General features: G+C 61.4%; 23 protein-coding genes and 1 pseudogene. 4 read left to right on the forward strand and 20 right to left on the reverse strand.

Features of this window, described 5'->3' with window-relative positions; genetic code table 11:
- Positions 1 to 59: 59 nt before the first annotated feature.
- The 5 genes from SS05631_RS09540 to SS05631_RS09555 all read right to left on the reverse strand — a co-directional run bounded on the left by SS05631_RS09540 (position 60) and on the right by SS05631_RS09555 (position 5,931).
- Positions 60 to 2,666 carry a mechanosensitive ion channel family protein gene (locus SS05631_RS09540; protein ID WP_037423544.1) on the reverse strand — a complete coding sequence of 869 codons (2,607 nt, stop codon included), beginning with the start codon at positions 2,664 to 2,666 and terminating at the stop codon, positions 60 to 62.
- Positions 2,667 to 2,868: 202 nt separating this feature from the next.
- The gene (locus tag SS05631_RS09545; protein ID WP_037423541.1) at positions 2,869 to 3,336 is read right to left on the reverse strand and encodes a GFA family protein; all 468 of its coding nucleotides are present in this window, start codon (positions 3,334 to 3,336) and stop codon (positions 2,869 to 2,871) included.
- Positions 3,337 to 3,423: 87 nt separating this feature from the next.
- Positions 3,424 to 3,984, reverse strand: a complete 561-nt coding sequence (locus tag SS05631_RS09550) for a DUF924 family protein (RefSeq protein ID WP_037423538.1) — start codon at positions 3,982 to 3,984, stop codon at positions 3,424 to 3,426.
- Positions 3,981 to 4,136 (reverse strand): hypothetical protein, encoded by a 156-nt coding sequence (locus tag SS05631_RS30955; protein WP_157213197.1) that lies wholly within the window; start codon positions 4,134 to 4,136, stop codon positions 3,981 to 3,983. The genes SS05631_RS09550 and SS05631_RS30955 overlap by 4 nt, the downstream gene beginning before the upstream one ends.
- 19 nt (positions 4,137 to 4,155) lie before the next feature.
- Entirely contained in the window at positions 4,156 to 5,931 is a 1,776-nt protein-coding gene (locus tag SS05631_RS09555; protein WP_037423535.1) for an SLC13 family permease, read from the reverse strand.
- A gap of 333 nt (positions 5,932 to 6,264) precedes the next feature.
- On the opposite strand from SS05631_RS09555, the gene SS05631_RS09560 reads away from it, so the two are divergent.
- Both SS05631_RS09560 and SS05631_RS09565 read left to right on the forward strand, forming a co-directional pair.
- A complete protein-coding gene (locus tag SS05631_RS09560) occupies positions 6,265 to 6,543 on the forward strand; it encodes a membrane protein (RefSeq protein ID WP_037423532.1) in 279 nt (92 codons plus the stop codon).
- A gap of 32 nt (positions 6,544 to 6,575) precedes the next feature.
- Entirely contained in the window at positions 6,576 to 6,866 is a 291-nt protein-coding gene (locus SS05631_RS09565; protein WP_037423529.1) for a hypothetical protein, read from the forward strand.
- A gap of 76 nt (positions 6,867 to 6,942) precedes the next feature.
- Here the strand turns inward: SS05631_RS09565 and SS05631_RS09570 are convergent, their stop codons facing one another.
- From SS05631_RS09570 to SS05631_RS31375, 3 genes are all read right to left on the reverse strand, one after another.
- Positions 6,943 to 7,281: a DUF1515 family protein gene (locus SS05631_RS09570; protein WP_037423526.1), complete on the reverse strand. Its 339-nt coding sequence runs from the start codon at positions 7,279 to 7,281 to the stop codon at positions 6,943 to 6,945.
- Positions 7,274 to 7,525, reverse strand: coding sequence for a hypothetical protein (locus SS05631_RS31855; protein ID WP_244412286.1), 252 nt, complete (start codon positions 7,523 to 7,525; stop codon positions 7,274 to 7,276). The genes SS05631_RS09570 and SS05631_RS31855 overlap by 8 nt, the downstream gene beginning before the upstream one ends.
- A 120-nt stretch (positions 7,526 to 7,645) precedes the next feature.
- Positions 7,646 to 8,464: a membrane protein gene (locus tag SS05631_RS31375; RefSeq protein ID WP_037423522.1), complete on the reverse strand. Its 819-nt coding sequence runs from the start codon at positions 8,462 to 8,464 to the stop codon at positions 7,646 to 7,648.
- Positions 8,465 to 8,794: 330 nt separating this feature from the next.
- Here SS05631_RS31375 and SS05631_RS09585 point away from each other — a divergent pair, with 330 nt between their 5' ends.
- Entirely contained in the window at positions 8,795 to 9,637 is an 843-nt protein-coding gene (locus tag SS05631_RS09585; RefSeq protein ID WP_083854226.1) for a glycosyltransferase family A protein, read from the forward strand.
- Positions 9,638 to 9,694: 57 nt separating this feature from the next.
- Positions 9,695 to 10,695: pseudogene (locus SS05631_RS09590) on the forward strand (glycosyltransferase family 2 protein).
- 101 nt (positions 10,696 to 10,796) lie between these two features.
- Here SS05631_RS09590 and SS05631_RS09595 read toward each other — a convergent pair.
- The 12 genes from SS05631_RS09595 to SS05631_RS09645 form a co-directional block, all read right to left on the reverse strand.
- The gene (locus SS05631_RS09595) at positions 10,797 to 11,267 is read right to left on the reverse strand and encodes a hypothetical protein (RefSeq protein ID WP_037423520.1); all 471 of its coding nucleotides are present in this window, start codon (positions 11,265 to 11,267) and stop codon (positions 10,797 to 10,799) included.
- Positions 11,267 to 12,481 (reverse strand): hypothetical protein, encoded by a 1,215-nt coding sequence (locus tag SS05631_RS09600; protein WP_037423517.1) that lies wholly within the window; start codon positions 12,479 to 12,481, stop codon positions 11,267 to 11,269. The genes SS05631_RS09595 and SS05631_RS09600 overlap by 1 nt, the downstream gene beginning before the upstream one ends.
- A gap of 90 nt (positions 12,482 to 12,571) precedes the next feature.
- On the reverse strand, positions 12,572 to 13,921 hold the full coding sequence (locus SS05631_RS09605) for a tail fiber domain-containing protein (RefSeq protein ID WP_037423514.1): 1,350 nt from the start codon (positions 13,919 to 13,921) through the stop codon (positions 12,572 to 12,574).
- 7 nt (positions 13,922 to 13,928) lie between these two features.
- Positions 13,929 to 14,375 (reverse strand): GNAT family N-acetyltransferase, encoded by a 447-nt coding sequence (locus tag SS05631_RS09610; RefSeq protein ID WP_037423512.1) that lies wholly within the window; start codon positions 14,373 to 14,375, stop codon positions 13,929 to 13,931.
- Positions 14,372 to 16,000 (reverse strand): hypothetical protein, encoded by a 1,629-nt coding sequence (locus SS05631_RS09615; RefSeq protein WP_050988335.1) that lies wholly within the window; start codon positions 15,998 to 16,000, stop codon positions 14,372 to 14,374. Before SS05631_RS09615 ends, SS05631_RS09610 begins: the two co-directional genes overlap by 4 nt.
- Entirely contained in the window at positions 15,997 to 16,599 is a 603-nt protein-coding gene (locus tag SS05631_RS09620) for a hypothetical protein (RefSeq protein WP_095677966.1), read from the reverse strand. Before SS05631_RS09620 ends, SS05631_RS09615 begins: the two co-directional genes overlap by 4 nt.
- Positions 16,596 to 17,192: a hypothetical protein gene (locus SS05631_RS09625; protein ID WP_037423472.1), complete on the reverse strand. Its 597-nt coding sequence runs from the start codon at positions 17,190 to 17,192 to the stop codon at positions 16,596 to 16,598. The genes SS05631_RS09620 and SS05631_RS09625 overlap by 4 nt, the downstream gene beginning before the upstream one ends.
- Complete coding sequence (locus SS05631_RS09630; RefSeq protein WP_037423469.1) at positions 17,189 to 17,512, reverse strand: hypothetical protein; 324 nt, start codon at positions 17,510 to 17,512, stop codon at positions 17,189 to 17,191. Before SS05631_RS09630 ends, SS05631_RS09625 begins: the two co-directional genes overlap by 4 nt.
- Positions 17,509 to 17,685, reverse strand: a complete 177-nt coding sequence (locus SS05631_RS31380; RefSeq protein ID WP_172900177.1) for a hypothetical protein — start codon at positions 17,683 to 17,685, stop codon at positions 17,509 to 17,511. Before SS05631_RS31380 ends, SS05631_RS09630 begins: the two co-directional genes overlap by 4 nt.
- A 66-nt stretch (positions 17,686 to 17,751) precedes the next feature.
- Entirely contained in the window at positions 17,752 to 18,747 is a 996-nt protein-coding gene (locus SS05631_RS09635) for a DUF5309 domain-containing protein (RefSeq protein WP_037423468.1), read from the reverse strand.
- Between the two features lie 147 nt (positions 18,748 to 18,894).
- Complete coding sequence (locus SS05631_RS09640; protein WP_037423465.1) at positions 18,895 to 19,839, reverse strand: hypothetical protein; 945 nt, start codon at positions 19,837 to 19,839, stop codon at positions 18,895 to 18,897.
- A 157-nt stretch (positions 19,840 to 19,996) separates the two neighbouring features.
- Complete coding sequence (locus SS05631_RS09645; RefSeq protein ID WP_037423463.1) at positions 19,997 to 20,233, reverse strand: hypothetical protein; 237 nt, start codon at positions 20,231 to 20,233, stop codon at positions 19,997 to 19,999.
- Between the last annotated feature and the right edge of the window lie 443 nt (positions 20,234 to 20,676).

Consider the following 20,676-nt stretch of genomic DNA (forward strand, 5'->3'; position numbering starts at 1 on the left):
TTTACTGCGGGGCGCTGTAGCACTTCGAATTGCTACCGAAGCTTCGAAATTCATTCGCGTTAGCGGCTGCTGCTGCGCGCACCGAAGGACCGGCGGCGCGTCTCGCTCTCCTCCGCCTGAATCTCGGTTTTGTCTTCCTCAGCCGCTGGTAGCTCGATGTCGGATGGCGTCGCCTCCTCCGGCGTCGTGTCCTCTACCCTCACAGGGAATGGGGCGCCGATCTCCTCGTCGCGGAAACGCTCGTAGATCGAGACACGGATGTCGTTGCGGACGTTGCCCGCCGTCAGCACGTCGGCGACATAGATGCGCAATTCGAAAGTCATGCGCTCGTCGCCGAAGGCCGTGAAGCCGACATTCGGCGCCGGATTCTTGAGGACCATCGGATGGGCGGCGGCGATTTCGTGCAGCAGCTCGATGACCCGGCGCGGATCGCTGGCATAGCTGAGCGTGATGGTAATTTCGGAGCGACCAAGCTTGTTTCGGTGCGTCCAGTTGCCGACCGATGCGTTGATGAGCAGCGAGTTCGGCATCATGATCGACTGGTGCTGGAAGGTTTCGATCTCGGTCGCGCGGACGGAAATGCGCCGGACGAAGCCCTCGGTCGTGCCGCTGACGATCCAGTCGCCGACCTTGAAGGGCCGCTCGACGAGCAGGATCAAGCCCGAGACGAAATTCGAGACGATGTTCTGCAGGCCGAAACCGACGCCGAGCGAGAGAGCACCGGCGACGAGAGCGAGGCTTGAAAGATCGATGCCCGCCGCCGACAGGCCGATGAGGCCGGCAAGGCCGACGCCGATATAGCCGATGCCGGTGCGGATGGAATTGCGCACGCCGGCATCGACACGGCTACGCGCCATGACGTTGCCGTCGATCCAGCGCTGCACCCAACGGGTGACGACAAAGCCGATCGCGAAGAAGAGCACGCCCGCAAGAAGGCCGACCAGCGAGATCGTAATCGTTCCGATCCGGATCTCGGTAACGAACCGATAGACCCAGGATTCGATATCCGCGATTTGGAAGCCCCATTGCAGCAGGATCAGCGGGATGAAAAACAGCGCGACGAGCGCATATATGCCGAGGCCGGCGACAAGGCCGATCTGGTCGAGCCCCACCTGTTCCAGTTTGAAGCGACGTTCGAGATAGCGTCCCCCGACCGTTTCCGCGAAGGCGCCCTGTTTGGAGACCGATCGACCGGTGAGAATGCCGATATACATCGTCACCAGGATGGCGCCGGTAACGATGATCTGCGTGGCAATGAACCGCGCCAGGCCGACATACCCGGCAAGGGCTATTGCAATCAGCCCTGCTCCCAACAACAGCAGCGACACGGAAATGAACCGCGGCCACGGACGACCGGGTGCGTCAAACGGCTCGTCCTGCCTGAGCGTCGGGCGGATCCATGCCATCGACATCAATATCAGCCCGATGATGATCGATGCGAGAAAGCTCTTGGCGACGGTCAGCAGGACCGGCGAACCAAGGGAATCGCTGATGCTTCCGAGCAAGTAGTCGAGGCCGTTGACCAGCGCCATGGCAAAGATCGGCGCCATCAGCATGCGCGCACCGCGATCCGAAACGCGCACGAGACGCCAGCTCGAGCGCGCTGGCGACAGCACGGCACTCGCCAGCCTGGTGACGAAGAAGACGGCAACACCCATGCCAAGCGTAACCGCAATGATCGGTGCTATGTCCGGCCGCAAGACATTGAAGCTGCTCAGGAAGAAATAGCTCGAGGTTGCGAAGGCGATGAGCGCCATCGTCGGAATAAGCGTGGACCAGAAGGCCAGCGAAAGCTGCCGGAAATAAGTGGGCTCGTCCTGCTCCTCGTGCTGCAAAATGAACGGCGAGAAAAGCCTATAGCCCCCGACGAGAAAAATCATCGCCCCGCAGAGCGAAAGAAAGATCGCGGTCAAGAAGGGAATGCGCTTGTAGTTCCACGCAAACGTCAGCCAGCTGCTGACGCTGCGCCACAATGCCCTGCTCTCGTCAGCGGTGGTCGTGATCGCCTCGCTCAACATCGCCACGGAAACCTCGGTGCGCTTCAGCAGGGTGTTGGAGAACAGCGCGCGGCGGGTGGCAGTGATGCCGTTGGCGAGCTTCCTGGCCTCAACGGAAAGATTTTCCGCTCTCCCGGTCAGAGCGTTGATGGCGCCGCGCTCGGCCAGCAGGCGCTTTCGCTCCTCGGTGACGATTGCCGCCTCGGGCGGCTGGCCCTCGCCCGGCGGATCGCCCAACTCGGCAAGCCGCGCCTTGATTTCGTCGAGACGCGACCGCGTCGCCACCGATGCCGAGATGATCTGCTTCGACAGCTCGTCGACCTGGACCTTGAGTTCGGCAAGCAACGTATCGTCATCGGCAGCGGCGCCGACACGATCGGCCAGCCGCTTGAGCTCTCGGTCAGCCTGGTCGAGCTGGTCTTCCGCCTGCTGCAGCAAGGGTGAAGCATTTGCCGGGGCCTCGTCGGCTTCGCCTTGGGCCGCCGGAGCGGGTGGCGCGGACTGCGCTTCCGGACTCGGTTGGGGCGGCTGCGCAGGCGTCGGCGTCGAAGGCGCGGCCTGTCGCGGTTGCGCCGCCTGCTGGGCCGTCGCCGTGCCGCCCCCGGCGAGCGTCAGCAATACGAACGAAATGGCAATCGAGAGAACGGTCAATTTCGCAGCGGAATGCAATTCGATATCCTTCGAAATCCGGGAGCCACACAGACGAAATCGCCTGAGCGATCAGCTCGTCTCCTGTGCATAGGCAAGACGGCAAAAAGATGCAAAAGCCGCCCCGGAGCGATGAATTTCTACGTGAATCGGCGCCAATTCACAATTGTTTCACGGCACCCAAGTCCGAGACGAGGCGTTCTTCCGCAGACAACGCGACGTTCTACGAGTCGGGCTTCCCGGCCCATTCCGCATATCCTTGCAGCAGGCCCTCATACTCCTCCATCGCCGGGATCGTTTCGTAACTATGGACGGCGGGCGTGGCCGCCCATGGCAATTTCTCGCTTGTCCAGGTCTCGATGAAAGGCGCGAACCAGCTGGCGTCATCGAGCATCGTCGCACGAAGGTTCACGAACCAATCCATCCCTTCGGGGCGGGTGAACATCCAGCTCATGCAGTGCGGGCAAAAATAGTGGCGCGTCGCGCCGTGCAGTCCGCCGATCACCGGGTCTCCCTTGGTTACCGCGAAGCCCTCGCTCGGGACCGCGACGCTTAATGAGTAAGCGCTCGCCGTCATGCGCTGGCACCCCGTGCAATGGCAGGCCATGGTGACAAGCGGCGGAGCGCTGACCTCGATGCGCACCCGTCCGCAGCGGCACCCGCCCTCCCACGGCAGCCTTTTCATGCTCATGGCGTTTCTCCCTTGCGTGATGTCCGCTGTCCTTGCGTCTGTTGAGACCACAAGCGGCGCAGTTGACCTGTATTGGTTCGAGTGGTCCTAGAAGCCCGCCCCCGGTTGCGCGAGATAGTCCTCTTCGGCCGGCGTCGAAGTGCGCCCCAGGATCGCGTTGCGATGCGGAAAGCGCCCGAACCGTTCGATCACCTCCCGGTGGCGAATGGCATAGTCGAGATAGCCGGGGTCGCCGAGCGCGGTAAACAGCTTCACCGACATCGTCTGATCGGTGAGGTTCTCGGAGTGTTCGAACGGCATGTAGAAAAACGGACGCCATTCCGCCGGCACCGCAATATCGGCACTGGCCCCTATGGCGAGCTTTGCCTCGCGCAACGCGAGGCAGTCGGTCGCATAGGCGAGTGGCGAGCCTCGATACATGTTGCGCGGCAACTGATCGAACAGGATGATCGCGGCGAGCCGATTGCCCGGCGTCTGGCGCCAGCCATCGTCGAGCTTCCGTGAAAGTGCCAGATGCGATGCCTGAAAGCGTTGCACGCACTGACGATCGAGTTCGGTGCTCGGCGTGAACCAGTGGTCATAGGAAAGCTCCGTGAACCAGAAGTCCAGCACCTCTTCCGGCGTGCAAATTTCCGCCCCATCGTTCATGTGACCGCCTCTCGTGACTCGCTCTTCAGATAGGAGCCGATCTTGCGGTTTCCACCGTCGATCTTCAATGCCGCCCATTCACTCTTCAGCGCCGCCTCTGCTAGCGCACTCCACAGGCCCGAAGGCGAGCGGTCGCCGGACAGAGGCAACAAGATCAGCGAGGATCTTTCCTTATCTAAGCGGCCAGACCCACATCAGCATCGGCACGGCGACGAGGATGATGACGATGGAGAGCGGCAGGCCGAGCCGCGGATAGTCGCCGAAGCGATAGCCGCCTGGCCCCATCACCAGCGTGTTGCACTGGTGGCCGATCGGCGTCAGGAAGTCGGAACCGGCGCCGATCGCCACCGCCATCAGGAAGGCATCAGGCCTGTAGTCCAGCGCCGATGCGAAGCTCGCGGCGATCGGCGCCATGACGAGCACCGTGGCGGCATTGTTGAGAAACGGAGTCACAGCCATGGCCGCCACGAGGATGAGCATGAGCGCGCCGGCCGGAGGCAGGTTGACCGCTATGCCGCTCAACCAGCCCGCTATCAGGTCTGAGCCGCCGGTCGTGCGCAACGTGTCGCTGACCGGGATCAGCGCCGCCAGCATGACGAGGATCGGCCCGTCGACGGCCCGATAAACCTCCCGCAGCGGAATGACGCGAAAGACCACCATGGCAAGCGCTGCGGCAAAGAAAGCAACCTGCACCGGCAGAATGCCGACCGCCGTCGCGCCCATGGCCGTCGCCAACACGATCAGCGGCACGGGGGCACGTCGGGTGGTCCCGAGCAGGATGTCCCGCTGGGCGAGCGGCAAGCAACTGAAATCCTGAAGGAACGCCGGCAGTTCCGCACGCCGGCCCTGCAAGACGACGATGTCGCCGGCCCGCAGCCTTATGCTACCGAGGCGCTGCTTCAGCCGTTCGCCTTGGCGGCTCACGGCAAGCAGGTTGATATTGTGATTGTGAAACAGGGCGAGCCGCTCCGCAGACATTCCGACCAGCGGCGAGCCGCTGGCAATCACCGCTTCGATCGCCTCAATCTCCGCCCTCGCCGTCTCGGTGGACGTTGGCGATCGATCGCCAGAGATTTTCAGTTTCGCCTGGGAAACGATGCGGTCCAGCGCAGCAGGGCCGCCTTCAAGCAGCAGAATGTCATCGGCCTCGATGACCACGTCGGGGAGCGGCGCCAGGTGAGTGCCGCGACGGAAGATGGCGATGACGACGGCGCCGCCGTCGCCGAGCTTCACGAGGTTGCTGAGCGACTTGCCGATCGCCGGGGAACCGGGGGCCGCCATAGCCTCGGACGTATAATCGGTGATTTCGATCGCGTGCTGCACCGAGACCTGCTGGCTTTTTCGCTCCGGAACGAGCCGATAGGCAAAGAGCAGAAAAATCGCCCCGACCAACGCCAGCGAGGCGCCGACAGGCGTGAAATCGAACATGCTGAAGCTTTCACCGGTCAGTTCCTGCCGCATACGCGATACGACAACGTTCGGTGAGGTGCCCACCTGCGTCATGAGCCCGCCGATCAGCGCGCCGAAGGCCATGGGCATCAGGAAGACCGAAGGCTGCACGTTCGAGCGCCGGGCGAATTGGAAGGCGACCGGCATCATGATGGCAAGCGCGCCGATGTTCTTGATGAAGGACGAAAGGACCGTAACGGTTACCACCAGCAGCGCGAGCTGTGCCCTCACCGAATTGAGCTCCGGAAGGAAGCGCTGGATCGCCGCATCGACGATGCCGGATCGCGCGACGCCGGCGCTGACGATCAGCGCGCTGCCGACGATGATCACGATATCGTCGCTGAAGCCGTCGAAGGCGTGGTCGTAGGGTACGATGCCGACGGCGACCGCGAGCATCAGCGCCGAACAGGCTACGACGTCATAGCGGAAGCGGTCCCAGATGAAGAAGACCATCATCGTGCCAATGACGAGAAACGAAAGAGACTGTTCGACAGTCATGCAAAACACCTGCGGCGGTCTGGTCGCGACATGCCAACAAGGACGCCCGCAGGGCGGCAACGCGTCATCGCCTGAAAAGGTCCACGCTCCCCCCGGAACGTCGCTGATTGCGTATCCGGCTGCCCTAAATCATTCAAACCTCCCGTTCTGCGCAACCGAAATGTTCAAGAATTTGAACCGAAATATCGTGTTTCACCAGAAATCCGCAGAAACGCGTTCCGCTCTTTGATCGTTGCGGCTTCGGGAATACAATGATGCACCAGTTAAACGTGCAAGAAGCTCCTGCAGATGCCGGCTTTGCAGCGGCGTCGCGCCCGAGCGGAGAACATCGCCATGCGGAGTGCCCTTTCCGCGATTTTCGCAGCTTTGATGCTCGGCGCTTGCAGTTCGACACAGACCGTCGGCTATGGTCCCAATCTGGAGCCGATCCCCGGCAGCATCACCTATGGCGGCCAGCCGCGCACAAAGCTCACCAAGGCGCCTGTCGGCAGCACCGTGCCGCATCGCTTCTTCGACGATTTCGGGCGCCGCGTCTCGGAAACCTATATAATCGAGCCGGATCGCTCGCTGCGGCTGACGAGCCGGCGCATCGACTACGATATCTTCGACTGACTCGGCAGGAACTCTGCAATTCGGAGATTGCCATGAAACACACACTTCCCACGCTCTGCACGGCCCTCTTGCTTGCCGGCTGCGAGATGACGACATCCTCGGTCGGCTACTCGCCCTACCTTGAACCCATTCCCGGCAGCATCACTTACGGCGGCCAGCCGCGCACGAAACTCACCAAGGCGCCGGTCGGCAGCATCGTGCCGCACCAGTTCATTGGTCCGTTCGGCCGTCGCGTTTACGAGACCTACGTAATCGAGCCGGATCGCTCGCTGCGGCTGGTCAGCCGGCGTTATCGGGATTTCCTGCTTTTCGACGACGACTGACGCGAAGACGGGCGTTCGGACCGGGCGACGATGGCCAGCTTCCCGAAGGCGCCGGGGGTTGCGCACCGCACATAAGCTACGCTGCCCTGATCAGCATGATCGCCCGCCGGGCCGCATCCGCGAAGGTGACGCCGAGTGCCGCGCCGCCGATGCCGATGACGCCAAGCGCTCCCATGCCTATCAGCTTCCATTTGCGGACGTCCTCGGTCACCGGCTTCATCTCGGCGATCTCGTCCTTGACGAGCGTCATCGACGTCTCGAGCGTTCCAACCCGTTCGACGAGTTCGTCCATGCGCCGATCCATGGAGTTTCGCCCGGCGTCGGACCTGTCCTCCGCACGGCGGAAATCCTCCCGCAGGTTCTTCACCTCGGCAATCAATGTCCCAAGCTGTTGGTGGACCGTGGCGTCAACCATCGCGGAGCTCCCCGTGTCTCGTGCATTCGCTCTTTGCCCAGACCGAAGCGGCACAAAGGCCGACCACCGTCCTGTCAATCCTGCGCTGGTCTGCCGCCGTCGCGCCGCGAGCACCGACGAGGTCAGTGCCGACCACGCCGCGCAGGCCGCTCACATTTGCCGGCGCCGAAGTTCCACAACCCGCCAGAATGAGAGCAGGCGTCATAGTCAAGGCGCTTCGCATCAGCGCCGTTCGCCGCTTCATTGTTTTGCCTTTCGATTGAATTGCGGACCGCCTGAGCACCGTTCTCGCGGATTTCCAGCCCAGCCCAGGAGAGGGCGGCAAGCACAAGCATGCCGCCCAGAAACCTGCTCCAGGGAAAACTCATCGCCCGAGCCCCAAGGCATCGCGGACCGCCGGCATCGATGAGATTGCGTAGACCGCGAAGCCGACGATCGTCGTCAGGATGGCAAGCTGCACCCGCCAGTCGAGCGCCACGAGGTTCAATTCCTTGAGCGCCGTGATGATCGTTCCGCCGGCGGTCAGCAGCCATGTCCAGAACCGCCCCGAACGGGCAACGGGTTTGCGCCGTCCTTCGGGCCGCGCGATCGCGGCCGGCACGTCCTCCGCTGGCCCCGGCGTCGCATCCGCTGGTCGAGCGGCGGAAAACACCTGGCGAAGCACCGCCTCGACCTTGTCCGGCTTCACCAGCGCCCTGTTGAGCCCGTCTCCGGCGTAATAGGACTGGCCGCGTTTCACGCGCCGCCGGTCGCCGTCGCTCTCCGCAAGCACCGGAAGCGATGCCCATTCCATCGCCAGCCGCCGGCCGAACTCGGCCAGGGTAATCTCGCCGGCAAGGAAGCTTGCAAAGCCCCTGCGGTTCAGGAGATGAAGCCCCAGCCTGTCCTGCAAGCCGGGCTCGAAGAACTGGTCCTCCTCCAACCACGGAACGTCCCGGAGCAGCCCAATCAGCGTCGCGCGCATGAATTGGTAGCCGCCGGCCGCACTCGATCCATGCGACTTCGACCAGGTCTTCTGGGCGGCGATCACCTCGCCAAGCGTCATGGCGGTCAGCGGCTTCTTCAGGCAGTTCTGTCTGTGTGCATAGATCACCTCATAGGAGGCGCGATCCCTTCTGCCGACTTCCGCTTCGCGGATGAAGCCAAGCAGAAGCGCCGCGCCGGGAGGCATGGTGTGGGTCATGGTGGATTGCCTTTGCTGGGGAAAGGATGATCTATCCCTTATGGATTGAGACTGGCGTATTCTCTTTCCGCGCGAGTTGCTGTAGGGATGCCTTTTTGTTGAGGCGGGGCATCTTTTCGTGGATAGGGTCCTTGTTTCAGGCAAGCGGCTTTCTCGGCCGGCACATCCCACAGTTTATCTCCGAAGCCGGGGGTTCAGTGCATGCCGTGGGACGGACGTCATGACCGGGGCAACCGGATGTCGTGGGTGATGCTGGTGCGGATGTGTCCTGTTGCGGGTGGTGGCAACATTCTGTATGAGCAACACAATTCCAATCCCGAGACAATATAAATGGCCAAAACTAAAGTCGTGGTCGTCTTTCCCGTTTACAATGGCGAAAGAACTCTCAGCAGCAGTCTACAGTGCATCGCTGATCAGACATTTAGAGATTTCGAAGCGATTATTCTCGATAATAAATCGACAGACGACACACTCCGGGTCGCTGAGCAATTTTGCAAAATGGATAGTCGTTTCTCTATTGTCCGAACAGAACAGCATGTAAGTGCGCTAGTGAACTTCGCTCGCGCTGTCCAACTCGGCGCAACTCGTGGAGAATATTTCTGTCTTCGTGCATGCGATGACCATTCCTCTCCGGATTTTTTAGCGCGCCTGGTCGGAGCACTTGATCAGGATCCCCAGAAATTACTTGCAGCATGCTCTACAAAACTGGTTGGACCGAACGGGAGCAGAATCAAGTATCCTGATAAAGCCGTATTTGATTTCACAAGAGCGTATGCATCTGGCCACGTCCCAAGAAACCTTACTTTCCCGGCTGAGTGGATCTACGGCTTGTACAGAGCCAGCGCAAAAGACATGCTGATGGCACGCTGGTACGAACTCGGTAATCCTTGGTGTTTCTCATCCTACGTCGTCTCAGAACTAGTAGTTCTGGATCTAGTGGCGTACGTCGAAGGACCAACATACGACTTTACAGAGGGTTCTGGGTCAGAGCAACGTTATGGCGCAAAGAGCTTCCGTGAGAAGCTAGATCAAAGGCTGAAATACACATTGGGATGTTACAAGTTAACAAGAAAACTTCCAAAAGTAAGCTTAATGACAAGATTAAAGTTTTTCAGGATGTGCTGGAACGATGCACGGCGAAAGACGCGATACAAGCTTTTCTGGGTTTTATAGATGAGATATCCCTTTGAGCGTAATTTTTCTTTTCCGCATAGGAATATCGTTGCTCGTCTGCAAACTTTTTACGACAGTTGGCGGGTCACCACTAGGGAGCGCAGGAACGGCGAGAAAGTCCCCATTTCCCCGGTAAAGGCCGTGCGTCCGCTGGACGCCGCGGATCTACCGCTCGTATTCGTCACACACAATGAAATGGCGCTCGTCCCGGCATTCCTAAGCCACTATCGGAAGCTTGGCGTCACTCGGTTTATTTGCCTTGATGACGTTTCGACGGATGGGACCCGTGATCATTTGATGGACCAGCCGGACGTCGACGTCTGGACATCTCCGATTCGTTTTGAAGCAGCTCGACGAGGGCGCCGGTGGCGCGAAGCGTTGTTCGAGCGTTATGGCTACAATCGCTGGTACGTGAACGTCGATTCCGACGAACTCCTAATCTACGACCAATGCCTCCGCGAACCGCTCAAAGCGCTGATAGCAGTGCTCGACGAGCACGACATCAAGAGACTTCCAGCACCTATGCTGGATTTTTATCCATCTGCTGATGCGAAGAGCGGAAACGGCAACATGCCGTGGCATACCGTCGACAATATCGATCGCGACGGCTATGAAGTAGAATTTCTTAAACGCGGGATAAGCGTAAAAGGAGGCCCAAGAAAGCGGCTCTTCAACGAGGAGAATGAGCTGATTAAATACCCGCTTATATACTGGGACAAGGATTGCTACTTTGGTAGCAGTATCCATCGTCCGCTCCCTTACACTCGAAATTTTTCGCCGATAGGGGCGTGTTGCTGCACTTCAAGTTCTTCACGAACTACAGAGAAAAGATCGCCGAAGCCGTTACAAATAAGCAGCACTATAATAGTTCGCAACATTATCAAGCGCTCAAGAGAGAGATCGATAAGTCTGGCGCTATCGAATTTGCTGCAGAATCGACGATCCGATTTTATGGTCCGGAACAATTGATTGAGCTGGGATTTATGCCAACGATTGAATTTGATCCGGACGATGAGCGGATTGGCCCCACACGGAATTGGGGCTACTCGAGCCTGTGACTGAGGGCTGGAACGGCTTTTGGCGCCGCGGGATGGTAATGCACTCGCGGGGATGGCGGCGGACTGGTGGCCGACCCTAAGTGAATCAATCCAGCCGCAGTTTATAAGAAAGCTGCCGCCTCCCACATTGTGTCGATCTGCTCAAGCGGGAGCCCGAGGACTGCGCCAATAGCGCCAATCAGGTGATGGGTGCGGTTAAAGGTGCTCGCATATTCCCACTCTATCTGCGCTCGATCCTTGTCTGCGCCGGCCGGCATAGCGCCGATCGCCACCGAGACCTGGCGCACCGAAATCCCACTTGCGAGCAGGCCAAGCCGCAATTGCCGCGCAGTCAGAGGCGGCATCCAGGCCCGTATCTGCTCACTCGTCGGCGGAACATACGGCTCAATCGTTGCGTCCAGATTTTCCTGCAGCCATTTCCGGATAGATGGATTGAGACCGTAGGGATCCTCCGGGCGGCTCAAATAGATGGTGTCATAGCTAGCTCCAGTGATGTCCGTAATATTACACGACAGCTCGTAGACATCTTGGTTCTGCGTCGCCCTGACAGAATGCACTTGGTTTAATTGCATTAAGCTACCCTTTGCAAAATGTAACGACCGGTACCGCCCACAACACCACAAGATCGCCACGTCCCTGACAAGGAAGTACCTGCCCCAGAGGTGCCGCTTGCGACGTATTGCATCGTGTCGGCGCTATATAGGCATGGAGCCATGGGGGCGCGTCTTGCTATCCCCGCGGCCGAATAACAACTGATCACGTGCCCCAACGGAAAACTCGTCGTACTGCTGCTGGTCGCCGTGGAGACCTCCGCCGCTACAAACCCCAGCGCATGCGTATGGCTCGTCCCGCTAACTGAATTGGTGGTTGAGTTGGTGATGTCGGATGGCGTGCCCAGCGTCAGCGTGCGGTTTGCCGAAATCGCGCCGCCGCCGGTAAGCCCGCTGCCGGCGATCACCTGTACCGCATTGCTTGCAGGCGTGTAGCCATAGAGCGCGTTGACGTCTGCAGCAGCGAGGTTGCCCGAATGCCAGACGGTGTTATGCGCCGCAACGGAGCTGTCGTAGAATTTCAACGCATCGGTGCTGTTCACATTCGAAAGGTACAGATAGTCGCCGGTCACGTCGTTGGCAACGCGAAGACCGTCGCCATTCGCCGTGCCGTCGCGATGCTGAAAATAGCCCTGGCGCGCCGCCGCCTTCCAGAACCCGACATAGGGGTCGCCCGTCGCCGAGCCCACGAGTTTGATGGCTTCGCCATCCGTTGTTACGGCAATCTGCGTGAAGTCGACATAGGCGCCATCGATCCGCGCTGAGGGTATCGTACCCGTCGTAAGATTCGATGCGTTGTTGGCACCGAGCGTTGCCCTTGCCGCGGCAGCGTCGCCATCGTCCAGCACAGTCTGCGCAAAAGCTGAGACGCCCAACGTCGTAAGGGCGGCTCCGGCAGTCGCATCGTCCAGAAGTGTGCGCGCAAACGGCGTCAAAGCGGTCGTCGTATAGGCGTCCGCCGCGGTCGTGTAGATCATTTTGTCGGCGCCGGTTGCAAGTCCGGCAATCGAGGCGAGCGCCGCGCTCGCAGCCTGCGCGCCGAGAGCTGCGCGGGCGGCGCTGGCGCTTGTGGCGCCCGTTCCGCCCGCGGTGATCGGCCGCGCCGCATTGGCGTCGGCCGTCAGGTCGTCGATCAGCGCATTGTAGGGGACGCTCTGGATCGTGGTGTTTGGCACCCCCTTGGTGCCGGCCGGTGGGGAATAGACTCCGCCTGTTCTTGGCAAGATAGCCTCCATGAAAAAAGACCCCCGATGGGAGGCCCGCGAAACGAATGGAACATGGATTGGAATGGCGCCCGCCACCTCCGCACCTTGCCGCGGCTGCCTTTACTTCCGCCCCCTCCCCGCCGCGAAAAGCCGGCCATAATCCACCCGGCGCATACCGTCGGCCCCGCGCAGCACCGCCTCTGGCCGGGTCTTTTCCACCTCCTGCGCCATCACGCCGATATGCTTCGGCCCGGAGGTGGGTTCGCCCTTGTATTGGAACTCATAGAGGTTGTGGCCCTTGAGCCTGCCGACCTTCTCGATGTTCTTCTTGGCGCGGCGGTCGGACTTCGGAAGAAAGCCCAGCAGGGAGTCGAGCAAATTGCCGCCCGCCTGCTGGCGGGCGTTATAGGCCGCCATCTGGTTCTGGTAGTTCTGCTGCACCAACCCGGCATAATCGACCGGCTGGATCGACTGCCCCTGCGTCTGCACGAAATTCGGGCTCGTCACCTGTGCGCCTGAAAGCAGCGCCGCGATCTCGTTGATCGGCTGGTTGCGGCTCGCATATTGCTCGTTGAGATAGTTCGAGCGGGCGGTGTTCTGGGCATTGATCTGCGCCTGCTGAGCGTTGAAGCTCTGGTCCTGGAGCGCATTGTTGGCCGCCGTCGCCGATTGGCCGTTCTGGTACATCTGCTGGTTTGCGTTGTTGCCGAAATCGGCGTTCTGCAATGCCTGTCCGTAGGCCTGCGCCTGCGCCGCATTCTCGAAGCTCGCCTTCTGGTTCGCGACGTTGGCAAGCCGCGTCTGCTCCTGGCCGGCATTGAGCACGGCGGCGATGCGGGCGTCGTTCGACGTCCGGTTCGCCTCGTCGATCGCCCGGTTATAGGCCTCAGACCCCGGCTGCAGGCCCTGATTGGCAAGCCGCGTCTCCAGCGCCGCGCGGTCGCGCTCGAGCTGCGGATTGAGCCGGGCCATCAGCGCGTTCTCGTATGTCGAAGTATCGAAATCCGTCTCGTAGCTGCGCGTGATGTCGCCGGCATTGCCGATGGAGGTCTGAAGCTTGGGCCCAGCAGCAAACTGCTGGTATTGCGGCAACCTCAGCTTCGAAGGGTCACCGGCGGCCGGAGCTTTCGATATGTTCATCGGCTTGCCGAGCAGATCGTTCAGCCGGCTCGATTGCGATGTGGCGAGCGTCGCTAAGTTGAGGCTCGCCACATCGTTCTGATCCTTGATCTTCTGCTGCATCTCCGAAAGCTTCTGCGTCGCCGTCGCCACGGGCAGATCATAGACGTTGCCGCTCAGTGGATCGGTCCATTTCTGCGTCGTGTAGCTGTAGCTGAGGTTGCCGTCCGGCGTCACCTGGTTGACATTGCCCATATATCCGTTGGCAACGGCAGTGCCGATATTGGTGGCGGTCTGTGCCGCCGCCGTCGCCTTCGGATCGGGGGGCGTGGGAGCTTTTGACTTTCCGATAGCACACCTACCTTCGATTGACGGGATGTGCCCGCCAGTCGTTGTCTGTCAGAGTGAAGATGATTTCCGCCTCTTCCCGCCCGCGAAGGCGGGGGATGCGGTAGCTCGTGAACCCGAAGCGGCGGGCGATCGAGACCATGCCGCGGTTCTCTTCCGAGACGCGCAGCACCGCCATCTGGCAGCCGATCTCGTCGAATGGATAGCCGAACATGGCCTTCAGCACCGGCCGCGTCAGCCAGCGTTTGCTGGTGGCCGCGGCCGAAAGCTCGATGACGCCCGCTTCGGGCGAATAGTTGTGAAAGACGACGCCGGCGAGGAGCCTGCCCTCCTCCGTCACGCCGAGCGCCGTAAAGTCGGCAAAGCCCCTCTCGCAGCCGTCGATCCGGTCGGCAACAAAAGCGGCGATCGCCTGATTGGTTGCAGGGTCGCCCGCCCCGCCCCAAATGATGTTCAAGCGCTCGCCTCCCCCGCTGCTACTTGCAACGTCGCGAGGTCCACTTCGATGTCGAGTTTCACCGCGCCGCCTGAGGTGATCACGCAACCGACGGCCAGCATGTCGCCGCTCGCCCGCACATTCTGGCGAAAATCGTAGCGCAGCGCCTCCGACACGCCGTCCCAGCGCGCCACATCCCAGAGGCCGACATCCCATTCCGGCGAACCCGCATCCCCCTCCGTCACCCGGGCGAAGGGCGGCACCCTCCGGTCGAAGTCGGCGCGGGCGAAGAGCTGCACCTTTGGCTTCGTCTTGGCGCGGAAATACATATGTGCCATCGTCGCCGCCGTCCGCTGACCGAACTGTCCGACCGGCGCGAACTGCGAGAGATAGGTGGCCGCGAAGGTCAGCCCGTCGTCGGTGCCGCCGGTGTCGCCCTGCCAGCAATAGCCCTCGCGCGAGCCGAAGAAGAGTCCGCCCTGCAGCGTCTCGAAGCAGTTGGCCCGCCAGTTGCTGATCGTCGCCCAGCGCCCGCTGAGCACATTCAGGACAAAGGTCTTGTCGCTGACGACGCTGTTCTCGGGAAAGGCGATGAAGACCAGGTTCTGTTCGGCCCACGGTTTCAGTGTCCAGCCGGAGCCGGTGGCGTTCGCCGCCCGCCGCCAGTCGTCCTCGATCGACCGCGAGACCGAGACCTGGATCAGAGCCTGCCGGTCGCGCTGAAACACCTGCAACATCGGCGTCAGCCCGTCCGAAGTCGCAATCAGCACGTCACCCCCAACGCGGATCCAGGCGTTCTTTCCAAGCGGCTTGCCGATCTGGTAGACGCCCTTCAACGCGAAGTCGCTGGCGCTGGAGGGGTCAGAGCCTGCATAGACGGCGATCTCCCCTTCCGTCGAGACGAAGACGCAGAGATCGGAAAGCCCGTCGCCGCTTTCGAGCGACCAGGAAAAGCCGGTGATGAGCGACCCGCCCTTCTTCATCACCCCGCCAAGCGGAAACACGGCCGCCGCGCCGCCGATCGCGTTCACCGGCAGGTAGTAGGCGTCGAGCGTCGCGTTTTTCAGGAAGAATTCGCGGTTCTTGAACAGCCAGCCGTAGTTGAGCTGCGCCATGGTGGTCGAGTCGGAAAATGTGATCGTCGGCGTCGTCGTCCAGGTGGTGCCGTCATAGATGCGGCGCGTGTCGGCGCCATTGAGGCAGACGAGAAACGAGCCGCCGGCGGTCGTGTGTTGGAAGGCGCACCAGTCGCCGCCGGAAAGCCCGCCCACCGCCGCCGCAGTCGTTGCCGGCGGAGCGGCCGGCCCGGTCATATCGTAGATCGCGCTCTCCGTCGCCATGAACAGCTTTTCGTTGCTGCCGAACTTGTATTTGAAGGCGCTGCGGATGGCGCCGCCGCCGGCCGCAAGCCCGACCTTGCGCGAGCCACCGCGGATCCTGCAGCCGGCAAGCGTCGGCAGGAAGTTCGTGAGCACCGTAGCCGAGCCTGGGGTCTGCGATGCCATGTCAGCGGTCGTGACGAGCCCCTCTTTCGGAGCCGGGAATGTGACCGATTGCGAGGCCTGCGGCCGGCCGATACTCGCCTGCCCCCGGTTGGTCTGCGCTAGGCGGCCCGGCCGAACTGTATTCGTGCGAACTGTCATCATGATGTTCCCCTGTCCGCGTTGATCTCCTGCAGGAGATCCGCCTCGAACTCTGCGAGGTTGTCTTCGAAGGAGAGGCCCTTCTGGCGCTTCCAGCGCCAGATCAGCCCCTTCTTCAGCAGCCGCTCGGGAATGAGCGTCGTGTCGTCGTCGGCCCGGAAGGTATCCCGCTCCTCGTAAGGATCGCCGAGTACCCAGTTTTTCGAGACGTATTCGATCGTCGCACCGGCGGCGAAAGCGGCCGGCGAAAAATGCATCTCCCTGCCGCGGAGGTGGCAGTAGGGCTCTGCCGAGGCGATGCCGACGATCACCGCCCATTGCGCGCCGTTGGTAATAGGTCGGAAGAAGTGGCCGTCAGCCGCCCGCACCGCCCCGCCGGGCGCCAGCCGCTGATAGTTGGCAGGCAGGAGCTCCGGCGAAGCGGAGACGGCATGCGTCCTCAGCATCCCCTTCCAGTCGGCGCGCCGCGCAATCTCCGCGCCCGCCTCCTCGGCCAGCGCCACCATCGTCTGCGCATTCGGATCGTTCGTGCCGTAAACGCTGTCGAAGCGGTCGAGCGAAACGATGTCCGCGACCTCGTTGATCACGGTCAGAAGCGTCATGGCGTCAGCCCTCCGATGGAGATTGCAGCATTACCGAAGCGCAGCCGCTCGTCGGCAAGCCCGAGCCCGGCCATCGCCTGTCGCTTCAGCGCCTCGGCCGCACCCGCCTTGGCTGCGTCCCGCTCCCAGATGTCTATCTCCTCGACGAGCGCGTAGAGATAGACGTCCGGCGCCCTTTCGATCAGCCAGCTCCCTGGCGCACCGGCCGTCAGCGGCGGGATTTTCGCGTAATAGGTCAGGTGGATGTTCTCGCCGCGCTTCGGCCGCACCTTGATGGCGCTGCCGACGATCGCGTAGCCGATCGGAGCACCGTCGGAGGTCACGTGATTGCTGAGTTCCTGCAGCGGCAGCGCCCGAAGCGCCCGGCCGCTGGCGGCAAGCACCTGCCGCGCCTCCAGGAAATCCGCCGGCAGGCTGCCTTCGCCTTCCGTCAGCGGCACCGCCACCGTCTTCTCCATGTCGGCAACGCGCATCACGCGGTTGAGCTTGAGCTCGGCAAGCGCGAGGAAGCGCGGGAAAAGATGCGCGACGTCATCGCGGCCGGAGTAGTCGCCGGCGTCGACGAGGAGCGACGCATAATCGAATATGGTCATAGATGTCCCTCGAAACTGCGCCAGGCGCGGTTGTCGCCGTTGTTGAGCCACCGCTTCACATAGCGGTCGTCGCCTTCGGAATGCGCCCGGACGAGGTTTTCGGAATGCGCCAGGTTCAGCGGCATCGAGGCGACCTTGGTCCACTCGCCGAAGGCGTTGCCGGCGGTCGCATGACGCGTGAACTGGTTCTGGCGGACGAGGTTTTCGACCGGGTAATCCGTCCGCCAATGGGTCCTGTCGCCATCGTCCATCACCCAGACGGAGCGGCCGGTGTGAAAATCATAGTCGAAGAGTTTCCAGTCGCCGTCGCGTACAATCATCCCTCTTCACCTGGAAGAGGATCGTTGCGTTCGGCTTTGCCCTGGGCGATCAGGATTTTCGCCGCCTTGACCGGCAAGTCGAGTACGGTGCCGGCTGGAATCCGTTCCTCGTCAATCGCCCAGGTATCATAGAGAAGTTTAACGGGTACCGTGGTGGTCTTTGTGTCTGTCATTCATTTCTCCCGAGACAGGGACCGACGCGCAGTTGGTGCGCTTGCGTCGAAATTGGGAACCTGGAACTAGCTGGCGGAACTCAGTCCGAAGAGGTCAGCGGCAACGCCCAGGCCCCTCTCGTTGTGCACCTTCAGCGTGCCCTCGCCGATGATGACGCCCTTGTCCGCATCGCCAGTTTTGGCAACGTCGCGATCCTCCTGGATCTGGCGCAGCCACAGGAAGGAGAGCATGTCGGTGTCGATGAAGAAGGCGTCGCGGGCGACCCCGCCGTTCACCGCCTGGACCCGGTTCGGGTGGATCATCACCGTGCCGAACGGGCCTTCGTAATAGTCCGCCGTCGCGACAATGGTGTTGCGCTCACCGCTTTGCGACACCGCATAGCGGAAAGGCGCTACGTTGCTGTCGGACATGAAGGTGACGAAGACGGATTTCACATACGGAGAGACGGAGACGTGACGGAAATTGGCGCCGTTCTGATAGCCCTGCTGCATCACAGCATCGAGGATGGCCTTGGTAAAGGGACGCTGCGTCCCTTCGGTCGGCGCCACAGTCAGACCGGTGCCAACGTTAAAGCCGCCATTTGCGCCACCGGCACCGCGAGAGACGTTGCTAATTGTCCAAGTGCTGAGCGACCCGAATTCACGGGTACTGCCGGCGACCGTTGCGTTAGTATCGACGATCGCGAACTCCACGTCCTTGCGAATTTCGACGCCCTTCTTTAGCTTCTGGTATTTCCGCTTCTGCACGTTACCAGCCTCAGCCGTCACCTCCTGCGTCGCGGAGATAATCCAGTCCTTGCGCATGATCTGGGTGTAGTTACCAAGCCGCATCGGCGGAGTGATCGCGCCGAAGGCGTATTCCTCGCCTTCTTCACGGATATTTGCGCCGGGCGCGGCAAGTTCGTCCGTCTCCCATTCCGGGTGATAGGTCGTGCACTTGCCCTTTTCGATCAGTGAATAGATGGGGGTATCTTCTGGAGTGATCCGCGACACCACGTCGGAAAGCTCCTCGCGGTTGCCGACGGCCTGCGTTGTCTGAAAGGTATTGGTGAGAACTGCCATTTGATGGTCCTTATGTGGTGACGTGATCCGTCGCCACGCGCCCGGACAGGCACATGGAAGGCGGTCACTGTGTCGAATGAAGGTGCATGCGAGCGATCGCTGAGCAGCGCTTCGTGAACGCTTGCCGCTCGGCCAACGCTTGTCGAATTACTCGAAATCGATCGCCATCGCGTCGCGGATCGATCCCGTTCTTGCAAGTCGCTGCATTGCCTCGCGGCTTTCGCGCTGCTGCCGCTGCGCCTGGTTCTTTGCTTTCATGCGCGGCGCGGCGGTAGGCGCCGCGGCCACCTTCTGCAAGGCCTTTGCCCGCGACCGTTCCGCAAGCAGGCCGAGGCGAGCGTAATGCGCGAGCTTGAACAGCCGATGATCGACGACCTCGCGCACCTCCTCGTCGGAAAAGCCGAGGTCCTTCGCCGCCTCGAAGGCTTCGGCGAAGAAGGCCTGCCGACCCTCGTCATGCCCGGTCTGCGGGAAAGCCTCGAGGAGTTTGGCATTTTCTGCCTTCAGCCTCTCCTCGCTCGCCGCGGCCTGAAGCTCCGCCGCAACGTCCGCCGGTTCTTCGCCCAGGGCCATCACCCGCGCAAGCTGTTCCCGCCCGGCCTGGTGTAGCGCCCACTGTCGCTGATAGGCATCCGGATTGTGGACCCGCAGTTCCTCCGGCGGCTCCAAGGGGATTTGGGCCGCAACCAGTTCCGCAACGGCACTGGCAGTTGCGGCGACCCTGCTGCTCATGCTTTCCAAGGCCCGCCCCCGCTTGGCGAGATCCTGAGTCTTATGGCGATAGTCGCGGTCCCGCATGTAGCCGAGCTTCAATTCCTTGAGCGGAACCTCTTCCCCGCCCTTGAGCGTGACGATCATGTTCTCGGCTTCATTCGTTGCCTCCTCCTCATCAGGAAGGGTTGGCTCTTCGCCTTCGACGTGGGCCTCGTCTCGCTCGTCGTCTACGGCCCCCTCGCCGTGCCGCTCTTCCTCGTCGTGCGGGTTCGCCTTGTGCGGCTCCCAGAAGTCGAGGTTGTCGATACTTGGGAGCTCATGCGAGTCGACAACGGCTTTGCTCCCGCCGGAAGGCGGGTTGGCACTATCGTTCATCATGGAAAGACCTCTTGAGAGAGATTCGGAGCGGAGGTGCCGCTTTCGCGCACTCCCGCACCGAGAAATTTGGGGAGATTTCAGATGCCGCCCCGATTTCATGAATCAGTTTGACAATGAGGCGCTTCAGGAAGGCAGGCCTGCCGCGCGGTGCACACCTTCACACCGGGGCGTTCATGCCTTCGGATTTGGCTTGCTCCGCGAAGAACTTCAGCCTTGCGCGGAAGTTGCGGACTGCCCGAGCTTCTGCCGCGAAGGCGGCGCGCGCTTCGTGGTCCGTGAGATTCGCGTTGATGCAGCCGTTGATGGCCGCCGCCTCCAACTCCTCCATCAAGCGCTCGAACAGCGGATTGTCGAGAAGCGCTCGCGCAGCCGCCTTTTTTTCTTCTGCCTTCATATCCAGTGCTCTTTCTTGCGAGCAGCCCGACGGACCAACCGAGCAGGCACACGGCAGTATGTTGATTCTCTACCAGTTGCTCGGAAAGGAGTGGTGCAGACACCCTCGGCTGCGCGAGGATGCGAGCCAAAAAGAGCCGTCGTCGATTTTCCCAAAGACGAGCGGGCACCCCGACGAAAGGTGCCTCCGATCAGCTTTTAGTCACGCGTCTCGGGGGAAACCTTCGCGCCTAGCGTCGTAACGCCTACATCCGGCGTGCCGTCGGTTGCCCAACAGGAGCATGGCTCACCGGCGGAACCGGTGCCATAGGGGCAGACTTGGGCCGGTGTCGAGCATTGTCGGGGACTCGGCTTGCCCGCCGTTTTGGTTGCCAGCGCTTGGGCCTTGACCGCTGCACGTGCGGGCACAGTCGATTCGCTGCAAGATGCAAGGATGAAAGGGAG

The sequence above is a fragment of the Sinorhizobium sp. CCBAU 05631 genome, assembly GCF_002288505.1.
Classification (GTDB): domain Bacteria; phylum Pseudomonadota; class Alphaproteobacteria; order Rhizobiales; family Rhizobiaceae; genus Sinorhizobium; species Sinorhizobium fredii_C.